19 protein-coding genes are annotated in these 20,585 nt (G+C 43.4%); 3 read left to right on the forward strand and 16 right to left on the reverse strand.

Annotated features, from left to right (window positions below):
• Positions 1-79: 79 nt before the first annotated feature.
• A complete protein-coding gene (locus tag EHS13_RS34105) occupies positions 80-988 on the reverse strand; it encodes a helix-turn-helix transcriptional regulator (protein ID WP_155704679.1) in 909 nt (302 codons plus the stop codon).
• A 155-nt stretch (positions 989-1,143) separates the two neighbouring features.
• Here EHS13_RS34105 and EHS13_RS37685 point away from each other — a divergent pair, with 155 nt between their 5' ends.
• Positions 1,144-1,227, forward strand: coding sequence for a putative holin-like toxin (locus tag EHS13_RS37685; protein ID WP_227014088.1), 84 nt, complete (start codon positions 1,144-1,146; stop codon positions 1,225-1,227).
• A 70-nt stretch (positions 1,228-1,297) separates the two neighbouring features.
• Here the strand turns inward: EHS13_RS37685 and EHS13_RS34110 are convergent, their stop codons facing one another.
• The 3 genes from EHS13_RS34110 to EHS13_RS34125 are packed head-to-tail and all read right to left on the reverse strand — an operon-like array spanning position 1,298 to position 5,200.
• Positions 1,298-2,356 carry a bifunctional heptose 7-phosphate kinase/heptose 1-phosphate adenyltransferase gene (locus EHS13_RS34110; protein ID WP_155704680.1) on the reverse strand — a complete coding sequence of 353 codons (1,059 nt, stop codon included), beginning with the start codon at positions 2,354-2,356 and terminating at the stop codon, positions 1,298-1,300.
• 36 nt (positions 2,357-2,392) lie between these two features.
• Complete coding sequence (locus EHS13_RS37090; protein ID WP_227013688.1) at positions 2,393-4,384, reverse strand: GSU2086 family protein; 1,992 nt, start codon at positions 4,382-4,384, stop codon at positions 2,393-2,395.
• Between the two features lie 18 nt (positions 4,385-4,402).
• A complete protein-coding gene (locus EHS13_RS34125; RefSeq protein ID WP_155704681.1) occupies positions 4,403-5,200 on the reverse strand; it encodes an HAD family hydrolase in 798 nt (265 codons plus the stop codon).
• Positions 5,201-5,384: 184 nt separating this feature from the next.
• Here EHS13_RS34125 and EHS13_RS34130 point away from each other — a divergent pair, with 184 nt between their 5' ends.
• A complete protein-coding gene (locus EHS13_RS34130) occupies positions 5,385-6,560 on the forward strand; it encodes an ROK family transcriptional regulator (protein ID WP_155704682.1) in 1,176 nt (391 codons plus the stop codon).
• An 84-nt stretch (positions 6,561-6,644) separates the two neighbouring features.
• Here the strand turns inward: EHS13_RS34130 and EHS13_RS34135 are convergent, their stop codons facing one another.
• From EHS13_RS34135 to EHS13_RS34180, 10 genes are all read right to left on the reverse strand, one after another.
• Entirely contained in the window at positions 6,645-6,845 is a 201-nt protein-coding gene (locus EHS13_RS34135; RefSeq protein ID WP_155704683.1) for a hypothetical protein, read from the reverse strand.
• Positions 6,846-6,965: 120 nt separating this feature from the next.
• A complete protein-coding gene (locus EHS13_RS34140; RefSeq protein WP_155704684.1) occupies positions 6,966-7,727 on the reverse strand; it encodes a TspO-related membrane protein in 762 nt (253 codons plus the stop codon).
• 117 nt (positions 7,728-7,844) lie between these two features.
• Positions 7,845-9,527 carry a hypothetical protein gene (locus EHS13_RS34145; RefSeq protein WP_155704685.1) on the reverse strand — a complete coding sequence of 561 codons (1,683 nt, stop codon included), beginning with the start codon at positions 9,525-9,527 and terminating at the stop codon, positions 7,845-7,847.
• A 150-nt stretch (positions 9,528-9,677) separates the two neighbouring features.
• On the reverse strand, positions 9,678-10,883 hold the full coding sequence (locus EHS13_RS34150) for an ABC transporter permease (RefSeq protein ID WP_162463391.1): 1,206 nt from the start codon (positions 10,881-10,883) through the stop codon (positions 9,678-9,680).
• Complete coding sequence (locus EHS13_RS34155; RefSeq protein ID WP_155704687.1) at positions 10,876-11,796, reverse strand: ABC transporter ATP-binding protein; 921 nt, start codon at positions 11,794-11,796, stop codon at positions 10,876-10,878. Before EHS13_RS34155 ends, EHS13_RS34150 begins: the two co-directional genes overlap by 8 nt.
• Positions 11,797-11,823: 27 nt before the next feature.
• Positions 11,824-12,711 carry an ABC transporter permease subunit gene (locus EHS13_RS34160; protein WP_155704688.1) on the reverse strand — a complete coding sequence of 296 codons (888 nt, stop codon included), beginning with the start codon at positions 12,709-12,711 and terminating at the stop codon, positions 11,824-11,826.
• Positions 12,708-13,667 (reverse strand): ABC transporter ATP-binding protein, encoded by a 960-nt coding sequence (locus tag EHS13_RS34165; protein WP_155704689.1) that lies wholly within the window; start codon positions 13,665-13,667, stop codon positions 12,708-12,710. The genes EHS13_RS34160 and EHS13_RS34165 overlap by 4 nt, the downstream gene beginning before the upstream one ends.
• Positions 13,664-14,839, reverse strand: coding sequence for a hypothetical protein (locus EHS13_RS34170; RefSeq protein ID WP_155704690.1), 1,176 nt, complete (start codon positions 14,837-14,839; stop codon positions 13,664-13,666). Before EHS13_RS34170 ends, EHS13_RS34165 begins: the two co-directional genes overlap by 4 nt.
• Positions 14,836-15,375 (reverse strand): sigma-70 family RNA polymerase sigma factor, encoded by a 540-nt coding sequence (locus EHS13_RS34175; RefSeq protein ID WP_155704691.1) that lies wholly within the window; start codon positions 15,373-15,375, stop codon positions 14,836-14,838. Before EHS13_RS34175 ends, EHS13_RS34170 begins: the two co-directional genes overlap by 4 nt.
• Before the next feature lie 291 nt (positions 15,376-15,666).
• On the reverse strand, positions 15,667-17,619 hold the full coding sequence (locus EHS13_RS34180) for a GTP-binding protein (RefSeq protein ID WP_155704692.1): 1,953 nt from the start codon (positions 17,617-17,619) through the stop codon (positions 15,667-15,669).
• Between the two features lie 144 nt (positions 17,620-17,763).
• On the opposite strand from EHS13_RS34180, the gene msrB reads away from it, so the two are divergent.
• On the forward strand, positions 17,764-18,939 hold the full coding sequence (gene msrB / locus EHS13_RS34185; protein ID WP_227013689.1) for a peptide-methionine (R)-S-oxide reductase MsrB: 1,176 nt from the start codon (positions 17,764-17,766) through the stop codon (positions 18,937-18,939).
• Positions 18,940-19,026: 87 nt separating this feature from the next.
• On the opposite strand, the gene modB is transcribed toward msrB, so the two are convergent.
• Both modB and modA read right to left on the reverse strand, forming a co-directional pair.
• Positions 19,027-19,701 carry a molybdate ABC transporter permease subunit gene (gene modB, locus EHS13_RS34190; RefSeq protein ID WP_155705627.1) on the reverse strand — a complete coding sequence of 225 codons (675 nt, stop codon included), beginning with the start codon at positions 19,699-19,701 and terminating at the stop codon, positions 19,027-19,029.
• Position 19,702: 1 nt separating this feature from the next.
• On the reverse strand, positions 19,703-20,512 hold the full coding sequence (modA, locus tag EHS13_RS34195; RefSeq protein WP_155704693.1) for a molybdate ABC transporter substrate-binding protein: 810 nt from the start codon (positions 20,510-20,512) through the stop codon (positions 19,703-19,705).
• Positions 20,513-20,585 lie beyond the last annotated feature (73 nt).

Below are 20,585 nucleotides of genomic sequence, written 5' to 3' on the forward strand. Positions count from 1 at the left end.
TTTAAGTAAAACAATCCTCAGAATTGTGAACCACTAAATCATATCCTACGTAACCTGACAACAGTACGTCAAGTTATAATTATCGACTTATTTTATTTAACATTGTTGCTAACTTCGCTGCAATTATCTCCCGCACACTAGGAGGCTCTATTGCTTCGATAACGGTGCCAAAGGACAGAATATAATTGTAGAGCCAATCACTCTCAGGCAATGAAGTCGTAATCGTGAATGAGCCATCTTCATTTTTAACAATATCGTTTTCATCAAACTCATCATATACTCTAAATGCCCCTTCAGACGAAATCCTCAGCTGAAGGTCGAGCCGATCACCAAACTGATTTTCAGGAGAATCACCAGGCTGCTCATCTAAAGATCTCTGAATATAAATCTCTCCCGTAGCTTCGATCCCCCTCATTCTGCTGATTTTGAAGGTTCGATTTTGGTTAATCGCTAAACAGAAGCCTTGCAGATACCATGATTTCGCTTTAAAAATCAGTTTTGTCGGCTCAACCCTGCGACTGCTCTTTATCCCGGATGAATTAAAATAGTCAAAAGTAATCATATGATCACTAATAATCGCAGTTTTAAGGATATTAAATTTCTCTTTTTGATTTTTGCTGCTTCCCCAAGCTGAGAAGTCGACTTCAATCCAGTTTAATTTATCTTTTTTGAACAGACTGCTTAGTTTAGATAGTACGGTATCGACATTCGGATATTCGGTTACGGATAAACTTTGCAAAGCAATCAGAATCTCATTCTGTTCATGATCCAAAAGCAAGGATTTATTAAGCACAAAATCGTCAAGCAGCGAGATACCGCCGCCCTTCCCTTGGCTTGCATAGATGGGAATCCCCGCTGAACTTAGCGCTTCAACATCTCTATAAATCGTTCTGATGGATACTTCAAAATGCTCAGCTAACTCTTTGGCTGTAGTTATTCTTTTATCAAGCAAAATATAGACAATTTTGAAAAGTCTGCTGATCTGCATGCCATCACCTCGAGTCCATTATACAGCTAATAACCTGACAAGTGCATGTCAAGTTATTGAATCAAAAAGAATTTGTCGATGATTGTAATATTATGCATAATTATGCCTTAGTTATCATATTCATATACCTTCCTTCTTAGATGGGAGGTGATGATATGGAAGTATACCAGGCTTTGACGTTGATGATTTCGTTTGCGGCTTTGATTGTGTTGTTACTTTCTTTTCATAAGAAGAAATAGACTTCTCTAACTCAAGGGACGAGGTCTATTTAAATATAAGCTTTTCAAAAAGATAATCCGCAAGCAAGGGTTATCTTTTTGTAATTCTAATTTCCTCAGGCGATGCTGTCCCTGTTGTACCTAGCTTCCTAATGACTACCGAAGCTGCCAGATGGGCAAAAGCCATAGCTTCTGGACCGCTGCATCCAGTGCCTAGTCCAGCTAAAAGCGCAGATGCAAAGCAGTCCCCGGCTCCGACAATATCCAAAGGCGGTTCCGCAGGCTTAGTTGTTGCCCAAATGCTCTGCCCTTGCTCAATCCAAAGTGAGCCTTTCTCCCCGAGCGTCATACAGCAAGGAGCATTCACCTGCTGTGAAAGCTTCTGCGCAGCATCCAGCCATAACTCCCACGTCCCTAGGCGCGGATCTTCATTTGGGTTAACCCAGCGCAGACCCTCTACCTCGTTTGGTTTTACGATTACATCCGTATATAAACCAATCCGATCACGACTATCGACGACAATAATCTTTCCTAGTTTGCTCCAATAGGCAAGTCGCTTCCGCACAGCTGCACCGACCACTCCGACTTGAAACTGATCTGTAACCGCAATAACATCCACGACCGCTGCCATTTGATCTAACTTAGCAATTAAACGTTCAGTAATCTGCTCCGACATAGGGATATAGTTTTGAAAATCCAGCCGCGGGTCTTCCTGATAAGCATCCTGCAGCCCGTGTCGAATTGGCTTGCAATACGCAGGCGTAATCCAATTCTCCTCCATTAAAGAAAAGCTATCCAGTATACCTAAGTCGCTCAGAGATTGACGCAATAAATCTCCCCGCCAATCCTTCCCTAGTACCGAGCACAGATAAACCTCTTTACAGCCAAGCGCTTTCAAATTAGCAGCCACATTTCCGACTGCACCCGGAGAATATACCTCGCGAACGATAGGAAGCGGATAATGAGGTGTCTCACGTGACAATTGGCTTAAGGTCATATCCGCATGCCAATATATATCGAGACAACCGTCCCCAATCACACCTGCCTTGAGCTGAGAGATATCCGCAAAAATTTGCTCCATTCGTTCATGCGATAATTCATCAAACCGTTCGAGATCACTTATTGAGGAAGGTATCTTTTCGTTATCCATGTATCTGTAGCTCCTTTTCTTTCTGATCCCCAATATTCAGGGCTTTATAGTTAACGAATTCAAATGATGCCAAATAGCGGGGATCGTCTCTTGATGCAGCCCTTCGAAGTGATAGCCTTTACCCCCCAAGCTAGTCGGACGGTGAATGATATTCTTCCTTGGTCTGTAGTAGTAGTCCCAATCCTCATAACCAACCTTGCGGTGATAATCGCCAAGCTTCACAATATCAAAATTGGCGGTTGTGATATGATGCACGGCAAAGCCTAAATTACGGGCAATCGATAATGCCTTTAAGAACACTTCTGGACCTGTAACCGTGGAGCCGAAATTAATAAAAACACCATTTTCCAGTTGGGATACCGTATGGCAGTAGCTTTGAAAATCAAGCCCACTCGCCCTGCCCTGAATGGCAAAGTCAGCTGCCGGGTGCTGTTGAATCGCATCCGTGCCAATCGTTATATGGACTGTATAGGGAATGTTTAATCTCCCACAGCAGGCAAATAAGCTTTCTTTAGCAAAGGGAAAACGTTCTGGATACTTCTGAGCATTAGAGATCAAGCTTTCCCCATAACCCAAGCCGACAGAGTTACCAAACTGAAGAGCTTCATGCAAATAGGAGCCCGGCTCCTGCCACATTCCCAATCTGCCGCTGGCTAAAGCACCTTCATCCGCTTCCTCGGTATGGCCAAACGCCGCTAGCTCAAAGTCTTGAAAAGCACAAGCTCCGTTAACGGCAACATGTGTAATCACCCCTTGCTCCAGCAGTTCAATCAGATAGCGAGTCACCCCGCTACCGATAACATTTCCACCTAACGAAACGAGTATCTCTTTTCCTGCCTGACGCGCTTCGGCAACTCGTTCAACAAACTGCAGAAAATCTGCTTGATTATTCGGATTCCAAATGGGCTGTTGCGACTTATTTGGATTCAACAAATCGGCGGCATGCAGTTGGCTTTTACGCTCTTGAATCGGATAAAGAATTAGCTTCTCTCTCAGCGGCTTTTCTTGCCTCTCATAAGGTAAAAAGGCTTTGCCAATTTCACGTTCGCGTTCTAATAGGCGATGAAATAAATGGGGAATCGTAAGCTGATGCAAGCCATGAAAGAGATAGCCTTTTCCAGCAATTTGCTCCATTCTATCGATAAAATTACGCCTTGGCCGGTAGTAGTAATCCGGATCATCCTCCGCAGGCTGCGGGAAGGCGGTGGCCGGAACGATATCAAAATTGGCCGCAATAATGTTCTCCATCGGCAGCCCTGCATTCCGCGCCAAACTCAGTGCCTTGAGGAAAACCTCCGGGCCTGAGATGGCCGAACCAAAATTCAAGAACACCCCTCCTTCTGCAAGACCCGCCACAGACTGGCACATGGTTGCAAAATCTCGCCCACTAGCCAAGCCAAGACTCTCAAAATCCACGATGGGGTGCTGATGAATAATATCCGTGCCAATTGAAATATGACAGGTATATGGGACTCCGAAACGCTGGCACTGCACAAAAACGCAATCATCGTAATGAGGAAATTTCTCCGGCTCCTGATCCAGATATTGATATAGGCTTTCACCATAACCAAGCCCCTTCGCCGCTCCCTGTTGAATAGCCTCGTTCATATACTTGCCCGTTTCTTCCCACATTCCAAAGGAGCCATCCTCAATCGAACGAGCAACATCCTCTGAGGTTTCACCAAGAAAGGCCAATTCAAAATCATGAATGCTGGTCGCGCCATTGCCTGATACGTGAGTCAGAATACCGCGTCTGACCATCTCAATAATATAGCGGGACAGGCCGTTTTTAATGACATGCGCCCCCATTGACCAGATGACAGGCTTCCCGTTTAGCCTTGCCGTTACGATATGCTCGATCAATTCCGCGAATTGTTCGTTCATTTGCTTGCTGAGTGACCACTCGGGAAGCGGATCTTTATAGGGCTGCGCCAAATTCTTAATCGTTACCAAATTGGTTCTCGAATACACCGAGTTAGTCTTAATACCGCTAAATGAAAGTCGCTTCCCTGAAGCAGCTTCTGTCATCGTCTCATCCTCCTCTCGTTACAGCCCTAATCTTTTAATCCATTCCGCCATAATCTGAAAATCTCCCTCGATCCAGTCCGCTCCTGCCTCAAGCAAGCGTTGCTCTTTTACTGGATTGATCCCTTCCCGTTTCTCCTCATCACTAGCCAATCCGATCGCCAAGCCGCCATATTCCTTAGCCAAGCGAATTTCCACCTTCCCATCGCCAATTACAACTAAGTCACTGCCGGACAAGCCTTTCGACTCTATCAGTTCCTTAATGACCTTTTCCTTAGAGCATTCCGCTTTGCCAACTGGTGCGCCAACAATCTCTTTAAAATAAGCTGCGACTCCCAGAACCCCTGCCTCTCGAACAACATCAGGGTGGTCCGTACCGCTTGCCACATACATCTCCACGCCAAGACTTTGCAAATGCTGCAGAAAAAGCAGCGAGCCCTTCATTAGATAATCCTCCGCCTGCAGCTCTCCATTCTCCAAGCGAAGCACCCTTTCCTTCACTTTGACCAGCAAGCGTCGATTGTACTCGGCTTTATACTCCCATTCATCGAGGATCTGCTCATTCCAGCCTTTATTGCCCACCTGCTCTGCCAGCCATCTCATCTGATATACGGTCTGGATCCCTGTGGATTGATCAATATAAAGGGCAATATCCTGATCCAAGGCCTGCTCTTCCTCATTTGTAGGTTGGTAAGCGCCTAAGATAGATTCCTTCATGAAGGGAGTCATAACCTCCTCCCACCCCGCTCTTAAGGTTGAAATCGTGCCATCGAAATCAAACAGCACTACCTTGTTCATCGTTACATTTTCTTGAGACATGAGTCATCTCTCCTCCTATATAATATGATTTCTTGCTAATTAACTTTTTCATTAAGTAAATATATAATCAAATCATAAACCGACTAATACCCTTTTGTAAAGGCAAATTTTAGATCGTTACTTTACAGTTAATATAGATATTCATATACTATATTTAATAAATAAATTAATCATAGAGGCATATATGAGCGACATTAAACCTATTTATTTGCAAAAGGTCAAACAGCAAAACATGGCAAACATTCTCCAAACCATTTGGGAGCATGAAGCCATTTCGCGAGTGGAACTCGTCGAATTAACTGGATTAACCTCAGGAACTATTACAAATCTAACGCAAGAATTGATACAGTGGGGCTTAATCCGTGAATCCGAAACCTCACAGGGTTCAGTTGGACGCAGGAGAGTTATGCTCAAGTATCATACCGACCGCCATATCATAATTGGTCTGGATATTAGTCGTACGACATTCGAAATTGTCATGACCGATCTTATGGGCCGCGTTATGAAGTCAATTGAAGGAAATATCACAGGAATCAGCGCCCCTGAACAGGTGTTAGATTTAATTGAGCCCCATATTCAGTCGATGATAGCTTATGCCAATCTTAAAGGACTCCCCGTGCTTGGTCTTGGGGTAAGCATTCCGGGACCTATGGATAAAGTTAATGGCCACTTGCTAAGTCCACCCAATTTCCCAGGCTGGGAAGGATATCCGATCAAGGATGTTCTAGTAAAGCGATTTGGTCTGAAGGTCTTCATCGAGGATGATGCCCGTGCATCTGCGTTGGCTGAACGTTGGTTTGGGCTTGGTAGAAAAAGTCAGGATCTCGTTTTTGTTACCATGGGAATGGGGATAGGCAGTGGGGTCGTATCCAAAGGTGAGCTTGTTGTCGGCTCAAATGGCTTATTTGGGCAGGTTGGCCACATGACTCTCGTTCCGAAAGGATCCGTTTGCGCCTGTGGAAACGAGGGTTGCTGGGAAACACTAGGTTCAATTCCAGGTATTCTACGCAGGTGGTCTGGGGGAGATACCATTGATGCATTTTTCCACGCCGTACATCAAGGCGATAAACTAGCAAATGAATGCTTGCAAGAAACGTTATATTATCTGGAGTCAGCCCTAATTACCTTATTCAATATATATGATCCTGACGTGATTATTCTGGGGGGTAAGCTTTATCCTTACTTATCGATGTATTTGCCAGAGGTAAAAGCTCATGTCAAATCAAGAGTTTATGCATTTGCACAAGAACGATTACGTATTGAACCTTCAAGCTTTGGTACCTCGCAGAATGCAATCGGCGCTGTAGCGCTTGTCTTTGGGAATTTGTTGAAAGGGCCGCTACAAGTACTAACTCAATGATCACTAAATAACTAAAAAAGGCGTCCCCAGGTCATCACCTAAGTCGCCTTATTTTATTCTTTGATAGCGCCAGCAAATGTTTCTTTAAGCTTTAACTTTCTGCATGGAGTGCAGCTCGCGTTTAACGGTTTCAAAATAAACCAATAAACGTTCCCATGTTTGGGTGTCCATATTGTTATCATAAACGTGTTTCTCGACATCATCTCGAATGAGCGCAAGCTCATGAAATGATTTTTGTCTCAAATCCTGTAAACTTAAAATCTTGACGCCTTGATTATATGCCATAATTAACTCGCCTCCGTTAAATTATGTTTCTATTGCTAGCGCTTACATCCATTCTACTACGATTCATCAAGAAGTGAAAGATGGCAGATGAACTTAAATTTATCCAACTGCCTTCTACTATTAATATACCCAACCATTGCGAAATTGAAACCCTTTTATTAGAATAAAGCCGGCTAATATAAAGGCAATTCCCAAAGCTGCATAACCCAATTGTGGATAAGACTCAAATTGTTTCAATGCGATGGCAATTGCTGCCCAGATGATAACGAGAGCATAGAAAGGATCACGATAATTAATCCCAATGGATACGGCCAGCAGCCCTGCGGCAATTAATAGAACGATGCCCCAAGCTTGCGGCGAGAGTCCCCAACCATCCCAGCCCACAGAGTATAAAGCAACCGATACGTTAACGATCGTCGCCATGGAAATCCACCCGAGATAAATACTGAAAGGAAGTGCAATAAACAAGCGTGCCCCCATGTTTGAACCAGGCCCAGCGACTCTGGATTCTTGATAAATGATAATCAATGAGATCAGCATAGCGATCATAATAAATGCGGTGGTTGTAATATGCAAGGAGTGCCATAACAGCAGCCAGGTTACATTAAACGCTGAGCTAATTACAAACCATGGGCCGATTCTCGAGAATTCAGAACGATTTCGTTCTTTAGGTATAAATTGCAGAATGACAAAGCCTGCCAACAGAATATAAATCAAGCTCCAAATACTAAAAGCGTAACCAGCTGGAGTCACCGCAACTGGGTAACTGTCCGATATTTCTTTAGTCGACCTGCCAAAAAGCGGCAAGGATATAGCCGCCCCATTCGTCCCAACAACTGCTATATAGGCAAGTAGATTTAACCAGCGATAACCTAGTTTCATATTTCTATTCTCCTTTAAGGCCAGAATTGGATCCCGATAGTATATTCTATCAAGTATCTAAATATAACCTCGCAGCCGAAATATGAATCAATATTGATACTTCCGTGCTGAAATCTTCTAAGTACTGCTTCGTATAATTTTGATTAAGTCCAAGTCAGGACTTTCGCTTAAGTAATAATGCAGATTATTTTTTTGAAAGTATACTTCTTTAGATTTCAAAGTATAGACCGTAATATCGTTTACACTTTTCTTCTTAGAGACGCGCTCATCCGTTAGCTCAGATCCCAATTTATCTGCTATCGTATAGCTCAAGCTGAGACTAGCGGAAGATTCAGATTGATAAATGCTTACCTCGCTGTTCGCTTCTTTACTTTCACTCCTATACCAATTTGAAAAAGTGATCGTACTGTAAAAATCTGAAGTAAACTCTTTAGGAAGCTTTAATATAGTTACCTGATTGAGATCAATCGCATTTTCTACTATATGGGCTTTATTGGTTAGAGTCTCTGCAAACGCAATTACGTCCTCTTTGGATGATTTATAAGGGCTAAGCGAGCATTGGAAGCCAGCTTCATCAAAGGTCATGTAACTGCCTTTATCCATATATCCATGGATGCCATTAGTTAATTGAATGTCGATCAGATCTTTAGTTTCTAGGGCATAAGGGTCCGTTCGTTTGGCACAAGAGTAATTGATATATTCAGGAGTGGAAGGCTTCGAATTAACAAAAGCATATTTAATTTCCAAGTCTGTAAAATCTAAACCTGATCTATAGCTTACGGATTCAGAGAATAATTCATAATTGCCCAATTGGCTTGGGTATAGGATTTTCTGATTTGCTGTTGCTAATATGGCTTTAATATCCATCAATTCTTCCTTAGTTGTATTGCTTGCAGGTAATCCGGAGGAAATCGAGCTTGAGCTAATCTCATCATCGGTATCAATTGAAGCTATAAATTTAATTAAACCAACTAGGATTAAGAAGACGAATATACAAATTGAAATAACTTTTGGAAATCCGGCCCTTTGCTTGATTCGATGTGCATTGCCTTCAAAATGACTTGAAATTTGCGGGAGCTGGCTTGTTTCAGCCTGCATAAGTATATATTGCTCCTGATATTTGGATCCAATACGTTTAGTCAATCTAACAACACCCATAGGATCAAAAAACACATTTGTACGTATGCTTTCATAGGTATCCACTTTAGTTGAAACTATAGTAAGACAAGATACTTCTTTGATATCGTTTAGAATTTGCAGACAGATGTCGTAATTCTTACCTTGCTTGAGACATAGTTTTTCGATTTTTTTGAGATCACCTTTTGAATGCCACTTAACCAAGAGGTCAAACCATTTTTTAGCTAAAATTAAGCGGAATGGGGTAACTGGAAATTTATTCTGCTGATAGCGAATCCCAAGGAAACGATAAAAATTCAATTGAAAATCTTCGATTGTTGCATAATATTCACAATAAAAAGTGTCTGGTCCATGACTCTTAACCGACATATATTGATTGGTATAGCCATAAAAGTATTCATCCTCTTTATTGTCAAGCTTAATTTCTCGATCTGCGTTGAAGCAGAGCATCATGGTCTTTTTAAACTCAAAGTCAAAAACAGGTGCTCCAGTATCATAGCTTAACCATTCTCGATGCTTACCATGAAATAGCTTAAGCTCATTTTCAATTTGTGCCGAGTTGTCGAACCGTATATCCACATCACCCAAAGCAATATAAGGAATTCGACCGCCCATGACAGCGCGTAGTAGTGCTATTTCTTTTCCAGTCAATTGATATCTCATGAAATCCCTCGCCTTAACTATAATCTAATGGAAGCCAATAGAAATTATAGCATTTAATAGCTTGCCAGAATAGAAAATTATGACAAATCATGACAAAAACAGCCAAACCGATTGCTCAGTAAGGCTGCATTCATCAAGTTAATTAAATTTTTATGCCAGCACATCACGTCTTTTAAAGATAAAATGTCCTATCGCATACATCCCTACTACCCATACGGCTGTAATAATCAAGCTCTGAGATAAGCTCATGGGGTAGCCAAAATTTCTAGATAAACTGCCGGTCCATGCATTCGGTAAATCGAAATGTGGAGTTAGAAAATATCTTAACCAGGTGGTGCCGCGCATCGCATTGATAATGATCGTGCCAATAATGATTACGGCAATTGATATCCCCGTGCTCACTGCAGCTGAACGTACTAAGACGGAGCAGAAAAAACCTAAACCGCACATGCCAATGGTCGATAATAACGTAAGCAAAATAGATTGAATGGTGAAGCTGCGCATGGATATGACTTTAGCATCTGTTGGATTCGCTGCTAGCTCCGTACCTATACGTCCATCATCCTTCACTACACTTACTTTCTCATATTTCACCCCAACCACAGTAGGATTGGTTGCGCCATGGGTGCCAAAGACTGCGAGCAAGCCCCCTGCCAATACCCCTAAAATAATAATATGAATGCAAATCGCACCAATAATAGCAGTCATATACTTGGCAAACAAGATTTTTACGCGTGAGGCTGGCCGAGTTAATAATAGTTTAATCGTGCCTCCTGTTTGCTCCCCAGAAACCATATCTGCCACGAGCAGCACACACAAAAGTGGAATGAATAGCTGTGCTCCTACACCTAAGAAATCTTGAATCGCATCCCAAGAGGATAAAGAGTTTCGCTGGATCTCTGGTGGATGTGTTAGCTGGTATTCTGCCAGTACGAGTTGGATCTGCAGTTGCCCTTTTTCCGCTGCTTGATCGGGTAATAATAGAGCTATGGAGCTCTTAATATGCTCGATTTTCTGCTCAATATCCGCTTTTGTTGGCGGTATTTGCAAGCTCTCTTTACCGATTTGTTCCTTGCTTTGCTTCATGCCAATGATCTGCTCTTGCAGCAATTTCTTCTGCTCTGCCGTTAGATTCTTATCGGTATCCAGCTGGTTCTGAGTCCGTTTAATCTGACTATCCGTCATCTGAATTTGCGTAGCTGGATCATTGTAGTGCTTCTGGTTCTGGTCCTCATGGTATCGTGCATAGGTATAGAAACTGATTAACGCCAAACCTAGCAATAACACGACTACGAATCTTCTACGACGAATTAATTTAATCCATTCATTCTGAAAAATACGCCAAAACTCACCCATGCTCATGCCCTCCTGTCATCGTCAAGAAGACATCTTCTAACGAGGATTTCTGTTCTTCCAGCTTATATATTTGCACGCCAGCTTGCAGCAAGCTTGATAGAATTGGATTCAGCACCGTCGGCGGCTCCTCCAGAATCAATTGACCCATCGTCTCATGACGCAAATTCAGCTTAGGGTGCTCAGTTTTCAGGCATAGCAATGCGTTATCTACGGAATCGACATGAAGTATCAGACGATTTAAATTGGATTGATTGCGCAGCTCATCTAAGGTAGAGGTAATAATCCACTTTCCTTGATGAATGACGCCGACACGATCAACTATCTGCTCAAGCTCCGCCAAGAGATGGCTTGATATCAATATGCTAGTTCCTTGCGCCGCAAGGTTTAATAGCAATTGACGAAATTCACGAATCCCACTTGGATCCAAGCCATTAGTCGGTTCATCCAAAATTAACAAAGCTGGATTGTGGATCAAGGCTTGGCCTAATCCCAAACGCTGGCGCATACCCAGTGAATATCTTTTTACCTTTTCACCGATGCGATCCTCTAAACCTACTATTTTAACAACCTCAGCTATTTTCGCCTCATCTATCGGTCCAGATAACCGCGCAAACTGACGCAGATTTTCTAATCCGCTTAGGTAAGGATAAAGCTCTGGATTCTCGACAATTGTGCCGACATTTTTTAACGCATTGCGATGATCCGAATGAATGTCATGCCCACAAATCGAAATTGTGCCTTCTGTTGAGCGCGCAAGCCCTACTAGCATACGAATCGTCGTTGTTTTCCCTGCTCCATTGGGTCCAAGCAGCCCGAAAATTTCACCTCTATTAACACTAAACGATATGTTGTTCACGATCGTACGATCGCCGATTTTCTTGCTCAGTCCGTTAACTTCTAGAACCAGTGACATACTCAGCTTCCTTTCATTCTGCGAGAACTAAAGATCTTTTCTTCTAAAAATAAACATCCCAAGCAATAGAGCAAAGAGGGTGTAACAAACGGCATAAACTAAGAAAGTATTAGAAGGAATTTGGTTCAATCCAAAAAAACCTAAGAAGTCATCAGCGCCAGTCAGCCCCTGCAAATCTTTAAGGCTGAACATTTCGGCTAACATCCTTCGCTGTAAGGAGTCAACTGGCATAACAATCGACATCAAGCCTGATATAGTTTGCAACGGTTTGAAGGTATCTTCTGAAACAATGCCGATAGAGCTTACTTTTTCGATCATTCCACCCAGCCAACCTGCTCCGAACAACATGACCATGAACACACCATTCCCTAATGCGGAGAAAAAGCATGAGCCCAGCATAGCGACGGAGACCAATAAAGGTACAACAAATGCGAATAAAACGAATGATTTGGTTAAAGAGATGAAATCTCCCGGTACGGTCGAATGAGCTTGGGTAATCGCTAAAATAGAGCCAAATAACAGCGCCGCATAAATGATGCCTAAGCTTACATATCCTAGCCACCGACCCAGAAACCAGCGCCAGCGCGCTAAAGGACGAGGCAGCAAAGCTTGCAGCACACCTTGCTCTGCTTCTCCTGCAACTACGGCGACTGAGCTAAAAATCGCTAAAAATGCAATGACAAAAGAGCCAAAAAAGAAGCCTAAAGACAGCGTCATCGCTCCTTGTTGAAAGCGTCCCAGCAAGACAGCGATACTATTCTGGTCCAATGCGCCTATTCCATATGTCATGTCTTTGCCAATTGCCCGAGCCACAAACCAAAAAGCAATGAGGAAAACAGCTGACATCACCAAGGATAACGTCATAACTCTTTTACGCAGCATTTCCTTCCAGGTCATCATTACAATGGTGATCATACACGTTCCCCCCTGTGATTTAATCCGGAGACCGCTTGGATAAACCATTCGTCTAAAGGTGTCTTGGCTTTCTTCACTTCATATAAGGTCATGCCCTGCTCAATTATAAGACTATTCAGCCAGCCAATTTGTTCATCTTCCTCTAATTCAGCCTCTAGCCAAACAGAATCACTCTCATGAGGAACAGCCAGATTAATCGCGCGAATTTGCAAGCCTGTTTGCTCCTGCAGCCAGTTCAACGTAAGCTGGGCGAAACCGCCGACTCGAATCTGCCAACGAGGCTTCTCCTGTAAAACCTCTGTAACCGAGCCCTCTGTAAGGATTTGGCCATTGTTAAGCAGCGCCACACGATCACATAATAATTCAACATCCTCTAATAAATGCGAGTTGAGGAAGATGGTTTTCCCTTGTTCTTTAAGCCTTTTCAATAGGAGTCGCACTTCGTGCCGTCCTACAGGATCCAGTGCCGAGGCAGGCTCGTCTAGAAATAGCAGCTTTGGATCATTCAAAAGTGCGCATGCAAGGCCAAGCCGCTGCTGCATGCCTTTGGAGTAACGCTTTACACGATCATACCCGCGTTTGCCTAAGCCCACTTCCTCCAAAAGCTGTGGAATCCGTTTTTTAGCATGCAGTCGATCCATTCCACACAGCTTCGCATGCAGAATTAGCACTTCTTCACCCGTTAACCATTCCTGGTAACGATATAACTCCGGTAAGTAGCCAATCTCTCTGCGCGCAGCCAAAGAACCAATGGGTTCTCCGAACAATGTTCCTGAGCCTGCTGTCGGCTGAATCAGCCCCACCAGCATTTTCACGAACGTGCTTTTTCCCGCCCCATTGGGACCGAGAAAGCCAAAGGCTTCCCCTGCTCCAATCGATAATGTAATTTGCCGACAGCCTCTACCGTTTCCGTAATCCTTCGTTAGCTGCCTTGTCTCAATTACAGTTTGACTCATTGCTTAATCAACTCTCCCGCTAATTTGAATGCTGACTCGGAATCCGTAAATCCATCTCCGTTTATCGTATAAAGCTGGCTATTCTTGACCCAAGTTAATCCATAATGGATTTGTTCCACTGTTTCAGCATTCTTTTGATAAACATTATATTTCTGCTGAGTCATCACAACATCAATACCATCAATTGTGCGTTTTTCAACAGTCCCGTTCACAATAACAGGCAAAGGCAGCTTCCCATTATCCAAGACGCCTGATCTCTTCAAGCTATCCTTCAGATAATCTGGTAAGAACGGGAATTGCATAACGGCATCCAGTGCTTCTTCAACAGGTATCGAAGGATCTACATCAATCGAAGGTGCTGCCATTTGGGAAAAAGAAATGTTGCGCTGTTCACCATTTATCGTTACTTGCTGATATCCGCTGACAATTTCCCCAAAATTTAAGGTGACGGGTTTGCCATCAATAATTTGCGGCAATAGTTTTTTGGCACCAAGGCGTTTCAAGGCTTTGTTTACTTCATCGACATGCAGGTTAAGTATAATTTCACTGCTTGGAGAGATATTAACTTTATTAAGATCAAAGCCTTGTGGCATAATAAGCTTCCGATTCAATAATTTCTCTGCCTCTATAAGTGAATACTCTCCATTCAACGTACCCGAGGTATGCGAAAATGCTCCGAAAGTGTTAACTGCTTCTTGTGAACGGCCATCTGTAAAAATGTTATTCATTATTTGTTGAATATCATCCTCTTGAACAACCGTCACCTGCTCCATGCGAAACTTACTCAGAATAGCAGCAAGTGCTTGATTGCCTACCGGTGTGAATAAAGTTACAGCTAATACGCTTGCTGCAACCGTCCCACTAAGCCATTTACGATTCTTTTTCAACCAATTCATCCAAAGTCCGCTTCTGCGACTATCTGAGATGTTTATAGTCTCATGTTCATTGTTATCAGCAGTCTTGAAGAATGTGGAATCAGTTGTAGCTTCTTCATCTAGGATTAGGCTTAGGTCATCCTCATTTTTCTTATCCTTAGTAGCTAGTTCATGTGCCTGCTTAGACCAACGCACCCATTGTGCATTGACAGGCTCATTCACAAGCTGCTTTTGCAGTCGTTCCCATGCCGCTAATGTTGAAGTGTTTTTATTATCGTTTGCTTCGGATTGATTCATTGTATATTCCCCCTGCTCCATAATTCCTGCTCGTGCAGCTCTGCTTGGCGTTTTAATCGTGTCGTCGCTCGCTGTACCAATGTGCCTACGAGTGGTAAACGCACTTCCAATTGATCCGCTATTTCGCTATAGCTGTATCCCGAATATCGCAGCATCAGCACCTTGCGATCTCGTTCCGAAAGCTCCTTCAGCCAGTCTTGAACTTCTTCCCGATCCAACTGATGAATCATGGCATCCTCGTTCGAAATCGTTTCCTGCTGAAGCGCTCCGCCTAAACGTTCCTGTTTCTCTATTAGCACCTTTTCCCGCGCCTTCTTATTCAAGTAATCATAACCAATACGTGTAAGCACGCGATGCAGCCATGCCCCTAAGGCATTAAGCTCATCCGGCGGATTTCGATAAAGTCGCAAGAAAACCTCTTGGGTTAAATCCTCCGCAATCGCTTCGTCTCTGACAAGAGCAACCAGCTTACGTCGGACTGTTGGATAATGACTATGAAAAAGATTCTTAAATAAATCGGGTACTATGGGTTCCATTCCATTTAGGCTCCTTTCACAGCTGCAGCTGAACGGGTAACGGGTAAGTTGTACACCCTGCTCGCTAACCGTATATCTATAAGACATAGGCAAGCCGATATTTATATCACCCTGTTAAGAAAATATTTCTGAAGTTAGTTTGCGGGCCTGGCAGGATCTCGATACACTGAAATTCAGTCTATAGTGACTCAGTTTGTTTAAGTAACTAGCTGTTAGCTTGTTTTCCAGCGCATCAGCGTATCAGTAGCTGTTCTTCCTGAGCCAAAGGGATACAGGCCAAAAGAACCCTACTTACAGCAGAGCTTTCCTAGCAGCAAGGATAAATTTGGATTGATCGAGCGGGTTAACCCCTCTTCTAGTACGTGAAGCCTGAACATCGGGCGGACTCGGTTGATAACCTACATAAAAGGTAGTGATCGTCCCTCGTCCCCCTGTTATAGAGCTAAGCTTTATCGGATATTCTAAGGACGTAGCCACAGGTAAAATACCTTCAAGCGATACGCGCCCTTTCACAGTAACAGGCGGCTCAAAACTAGCTCTCATTTGCACCAAATCACTCATAATCTTCCCGCTAAACTCTTCAGGCGCAGTAATTCGAAAGCGCAGCAACGGCTCAAGCAAGGTCGTTCCGGTTTTCTGCAGTCCATCCATCAGCCCCATGGGTGTGGCAACTGCAAAATCTAATGGATGGGTATGCCACACATGATGCTCTCCTTCAACTAAGGTGATGACCACATCGGTTACCTCCCAACCATACAAGCCCTGCTGTAAAGCCTCGGGCACTCTGCGCTCCACTTCATTCTGATAGCGAATCAACAAGCTTTCGGCGCGAACCTGTGAATGAAACTGAATCCCGCTTCCCAACGGACCTGGCTCGATTAAAAAACGCAGAATCGCCCAGCATGGCTTAGGCATCGTATAAGCAATAAAGCCTTCGCCTACTTGCGAAGGTGTTTCTTTATATATCACAGAAGGCGGACCAAACGTCGCTTGGAGATTGAATCGTGTTTTCAGCAAGCTTGTGAGAATCTCCAGCTGAATGCTGCCCATAACCTTGAGGTGCAGCTCCCGCTCATCCTGCAGCCACTGCAAATCCAGCAACGGATCCTCTTCCGTCAGCTCTTGCAGAGCGGCAACTAAAGCTGTATGCTGCTCCGACTTAGAGAATACCTGCACATTCAAAAGCGGAACCGCCATTCTTGGCAGCACTGGAATCTGAGCTGGATCTCCCAGAACATCACCAATCTGAGCTTGCGCCAATCCGCATAATGCAGCAATATCCCCCGCATAAACAACACCGAGATCTTCGACTTTGCGGCCATCGATTTTGCGGATTTGGGTGATCTTTTCTTCCATTCCTTGCGTATGATTAATGACGATATCACGATTGCGGATAGTACCTTGATAGACACGGGCAAATGCTAGCTTGCCCATAACCTTATCTCGTTCGATTTTGAATATCACAGCTGCCAACGGCTGCTCTGCATCCCCTAATGGAGCAGGTAAATATTCAATAATCGCATCCATCAAGTCCGTGATTCCCAAGCCCCTGCTGGACACGCCAAACAATACTGGAAAAACCTGGCCAGCAAGCACTTGTTGCTTCAAATTCTCTTTTAGCTCACCCGCTGATACCTTAGCTCCTTCGATAAATTTCATCATAAGCCCATCATCCAGGTCGGCTAATTTTTCAAGCATGGAAGTAAGCTCACTATCCTGCCAGATACTTGTAGAACCTAGAAAAAACTCGGCTTCACCAGAAGGTATTTGAATTGGAATCACGAATGGAGTTAATAGCTTGGCTATATCATCTAATGTCTGCTCGAAATCGGCACCAATCCGATCCATTTTATTAATATACAGAAGGGTAGGGATTCGCAAGGTCTGCAGCGCCTGCCAGATAATTTCCGTTTGCGATTGCACGCCTTCTACAGCAGATATTACAAGCACAGCTCCATCCATAACACGAAGCGAGCGCTCGACTTCAGATAGAAAATCGACATGGCCCGGCGTATCCACAAGATTAACGTAAACACCCTGCCATAGAAAACTTGTCGTGGCCGCTTTCACCGAAATCCCGCGCTCCCGTTCTATATCAAGAGAGTCCGTTTGGGATGTTCCTGAGTCCACACTGCCCAATGTACGGATTCTTCCGCTCTCATATAGAATGTGCTCCGTTGTTGTCGTTTTACCCGCATCGACATGGGCAAAGATACCCACATTTCTCATTTTCTTCTCACTCATCTATATCACCTTTTCATTATGCTCATTGTGATTTATCTTTATCATTATAGCATTCGATTTCATCCTTATTTTACACTTCAGTAAGAGTTTTGTAATGTTTATCGCTTACACTGAGCTTAAATCGATACGGAGGTGCACCCCATTATGAATAAAAATAAATTCAAGTTTTTCACACCACCTATTGTTCTCGTCATTCTCGCTATATTTGCAGCTATGCACTACTCTAAAAAAGAGGAAAAGGTTGAGCCTATGGCTGAGGTAATGGCGCCAATTACTACGATTGCCCCAACTGTTGTTGCATCAGCTGCGAATGAGAAATTAGCTTATTTTGCGGGAGGCTGTTTCTGGAGTATGGAGTCCTCGATTGAGCCTACTCAAGGTGTACTTAGTGTGATTTCTGGATTTATGGGTGGCCACCTGGACAATCCAACCTATGCCGATGTGACCACTGAAACTACAGGACATCTGGAAACCGTCGAGGTTCACTATGATCCTAATGTAATCAGTTACGATGAGCTGGTTCAAGTTTACTGGCGGAATACCAACCCGACGGATGCAGGCGGTCAATTCTATGATCGCGGGGAATCCTACGGACTGGCGATTTTCTATACAGGCGATGAGCAGAAGACGATAGCCGAAGCCTCCAAAAAGGCTTTAAGCGACTCCAAGCGATTCGATAAGCCAATCGTAACTGCCATTAGAGAAGCTACGAAATTCTATCCTGCTGGAGAAGAGCATCAGAATTACTATAAAACCAATGCTGACCATTATGAATCTTACCGGGATGCTTCTGGACGTGATAAGTATTTTGATAAAATATGGGGTGCAGATCGTGTAGTGAAGCTTTCTGTGAAAACGCCAGCAGCTTCGGCTGCGACAGTTGATTATAAGAACTTCGACAAAGCAGCAAAGCTAAAGACACTAACCAAAACCCAATTTGAAGTAACCCAGAAAGAAGGGACAGAAATCCCTTACCAAAATCTATATGATGAGAATAAAGCAGCCGGCATTTATGTAGATATTGTATCGGGAGAGCCGTTATTCAGCTCCAAAGAAAAATTCGATTCCGGCACTGGCTGGCCTAGCTTCTTTCAACCGTTAGAGCCTGACAATATTGTGCTTAAAACAGACTCTAGCTTGGGCTCCGAACGAGTCGAGGTCCGCAGCAAATATGCCGATTCTCACCTAGGCCATGTATTCGACGATGGTCCTGAGCCAACTGGCAAGCGCTATTGCATGAATTCAGCTTCCATGGAGTTCATTCCAGCTGCTGACTTGGAAAAACGCGGTTATGGGCAATATGCTAAGCTGTTTAGTTGAGTAAATGATTAAAACCACTTATCCAGAATTTAGGGATTAAGTGGTTTTTTCTTGTTTAATAATTCAGAGGAGAAAAAACGAGCTAAACTAATTCGACTTACGATAAACCAGAAGCAGCAATAAGAAGGAGATCAGGAGGGTTGCACCCGTCCACAGCCAGGCGAGATTAGTTTTATTGGCATCAATGGCAATATAAATTGCCGTTGGAATGGTCTGTGTTTTACCGGGAATGTTGCCTGCGACCATCAGGGTTGCACCAAATTCACCTAAGGCTCTAGCGAAGCCAAGAATATAAGCGGAGACTAACGCGCGACTCGATAAGGGAAGGATGACCCAGAAGAGAACCTGCCATTCTTTAGCTCCTATCGAGCGGGCTACATCCTGCAAGTCTTTATCCACGGCAAGAAACCCCGCTTTGATTGTCATATAAACCAGTGGAAACGCGATAACAATCGAAGCAAGCACAGCCGCCCACCAAGTAAAAACGAGGGGATGATCGAAGATCCGCTCAAAAAACCGTCCAAACCCACTACGCCTGCCGATGGAAATTAACAGCACAAAGCCTACCACCGTTGGTGGTAGGACTAAGGGAAGTAGAAACAACGTTTCTACGATTATTTTTCCGAAAAACCGTTTTCGTGTCATCAACCAAGCCACGGCAATCCCCAAGAGAAATACGATAATACTCGAGAAAAACCCGACTTTGATTGACATCAGAACAGGTGACCAAAAATCTTGCCACCCTATATGCTCATTAGCCATGTTATGGTTTGCTTGGAAGCTTGAAGCCATATTTCACGAATATCGCCGTTGCTTCTTTCCCCTGCAAGTAGTTATAAAAACTTGTTGCTTCTATTAAATGCTTCGTTTCTTTAACAATACCTTCTGGATAAATGATCGCGTCATGTGCTTTGGGTGCTACAGTAAGCATGATTTTTACTTTTTTCGATGTTAATGCATCTGTACGATATACAAAGCCTGCATCTGCATTCCCAGTTTCAACGTAAGTCAACACCTGACGAACATCCTTCGTCTGCACCAGCTTTGGCTTCAACTCTTCATAGATTCCCAAATAATCCAGTGTTTGTTTAGCATACATACCTGCGGGTACAGATTCAGGAATTCCTATTGCAACTAATTTAAACTCGGGTTTAGTCAATTCTTTATTGGTTTCTTTGGCAAGCTTGATCTTACTGTCAATTGGCATAATCATTACAAGATCATTAGCCAATAAAGGCGTTTGGTTTGCTGAATCCACATAGCCTCCATCAACCAATGCCTTCATTTGCTTGGAGCCAGCCGATATAAACACATCCGACGGAGCGCCTTGCTCGATTTGCTTCTGCAAAATTCCCGAAGCAGCAAAGTTAAAAGTCAATTTAATCGATGGATTTTTCATTTCAAATTCTTTCTCGATGGCGAGCAAACTATCCTGAAGACTAGCGGCTGCCGATATAATTATCTCTGTTGGTGCTGCTGCTTTTGTCTCACCTTTGGCTAATACCACAGCTGAAGCTGAAACCACTACAACCAACAACAAGCTTAATGAAAGCAAATACTTTTTAATCTTCATGCTTAATCCCCACCTTATCCTAAATTATTATAGGACCTATAATAACACAGATAAAATCGATTATAAATATAAT

The organism is Paenibacillus psychroresistens (genome assembly GCF_009728935.1).
Taxonomy (GTDB): Bacteria; Bacillota; Bacilli; order Paenibacillales; family NBRC-103111; genus Paenibacillus_AC; species Paenibacillus_AC psychroresistens.

Bases quoted from the DNA above. Each gene is read 5' to 3' on its own strand.
- modB (WP_155705627.1), bottom strand. From the start codon at position 19,701: ATGGCTAATGAGCATATAGGGTGGCAAGATTTTTGGTCACCTGTTCTG.
- EHS13_RS34110 (WP_155704680.1), bottom strand. From the start codon at position 2,356: ATGGATAACGAAAAGATACCTTCCTCAATAAGTGATCTCGAACGGTTT.
- EHS13_RS34130 (WP_155704682.1), top strand. From the start codon at position 5,385: ATGAGCGACATTAAACCTATTTATTTGCAAAAGGTCAAACAGCAAAAC.
- EHS13_RS34105 (WP_155704679.1), bottom strand. From the start codon at position 988: ATGCAGATCAGCAGACTTTTCAAAATTGTCTATATTTTGCTTGATAAA.
- EHS13_RS34165 (WP_155704689.1), bottom strand. From the start codon at position 13,667: ATGAGTCAAACTGTAATTGAGACAAGGCAGCTAACGAAGGATTACGGA.
- EHS13_RS34160 (WP_155704688.1), bottom strand. From the start codon at position 12,711: ATGATCACCATTGTAATGATGACCTGGAAGGAAATGCTGCGTAAAAGA.
- EHS13_RS34150 (WP_162463391.1), bottom strand. From the start codon at position 10,883: ATGGGTGAGTTTTGGCGTATTTTTCAGAATGAATGGATTAAATTAATT.
- EHS13_RS34145 (WP_155704685.1), bottom strand. From the start codon at position 9,527: ATGAGATATCAATTGACTGGAAAAGAAATAGCACTACTACGCGCTGTC.
- EHS13_RS34180 (WP_155704692.1), bottom strand. From the start codon at position 17,619: ATGAGTGAGAAGAAAATGAGAAATGTGGGTATCTTTGCCCATGTCGAT.
- EHS13_RS37090 (WP_227013688.1), bottom strand. From the start codon at position 4,384: ATGACAGAAGCTGCTTCAGGGAAGCGACTTTCATTTAGCGGTATTAAG.
- EHS13_RS34175 (WP_155704691.1), bottom strand. From the start codon at position 15,375: ATGGAACCCATAGTACCCGATTTATTTAAGAATCTTTTTCATAGTCAT.
- EHS13_RS34170 (WP_155704690.1), bottom strand. From the start codon at position 14,839: ATGAATCAATCCGAAGCAAACGATAATAAAAACACTTCAACATTAGCG.
- EHS13_RS34155 (WP_155704687.1), bottom strand. From the start codon at position 11,796: ATGTCACTGGTTCTAGAAGTTAACGGACTGAGCAAGAAAATCGGCGAT.
- EHS13_RS34135 (WP_155704683.1), bottom strand. From the start codon at position 6,845: ATGGCATATAATCAAGGCGTCAAGATTTTAAGTTTACAGGATTTGAGA.
- modA (WP_155704693.1), bottom strand. From the start codon at position 20,512: ATGAAGATTAAAAAGTATTTGCTTTCATTAAGCTTGTTGTTGGTTGTA.
- msrB (WP_227013689.1), top strand. From the start codon at position 17,764: ATGAATAAAAATAAATTCAAGTTTTTCACACCACCTATTGTTCTCGTC.
- EHS13_RS37685 (WP_227014088.1), top strand. From the start codon at position 1,144: ATGGAAGTATACCAGGCTTTGACGTTGATGATTTCGTTTGCGGCTTTG.
- EHS13_RS34125 (WP_155704681.1), bottom strand. From the start codon at position 5,200: ATGTCTCAAGAAAATGTAACGATGAACAAGGTAGTGCTGTTTGATTTC.
- EHS13_RS34140 (WP_155704684.1), bottom strand. From the start codon at position 7,727: ATGAAACTAGGTTATCGCTGGTTAAATCTACTTGCCTATATAGCAGTT.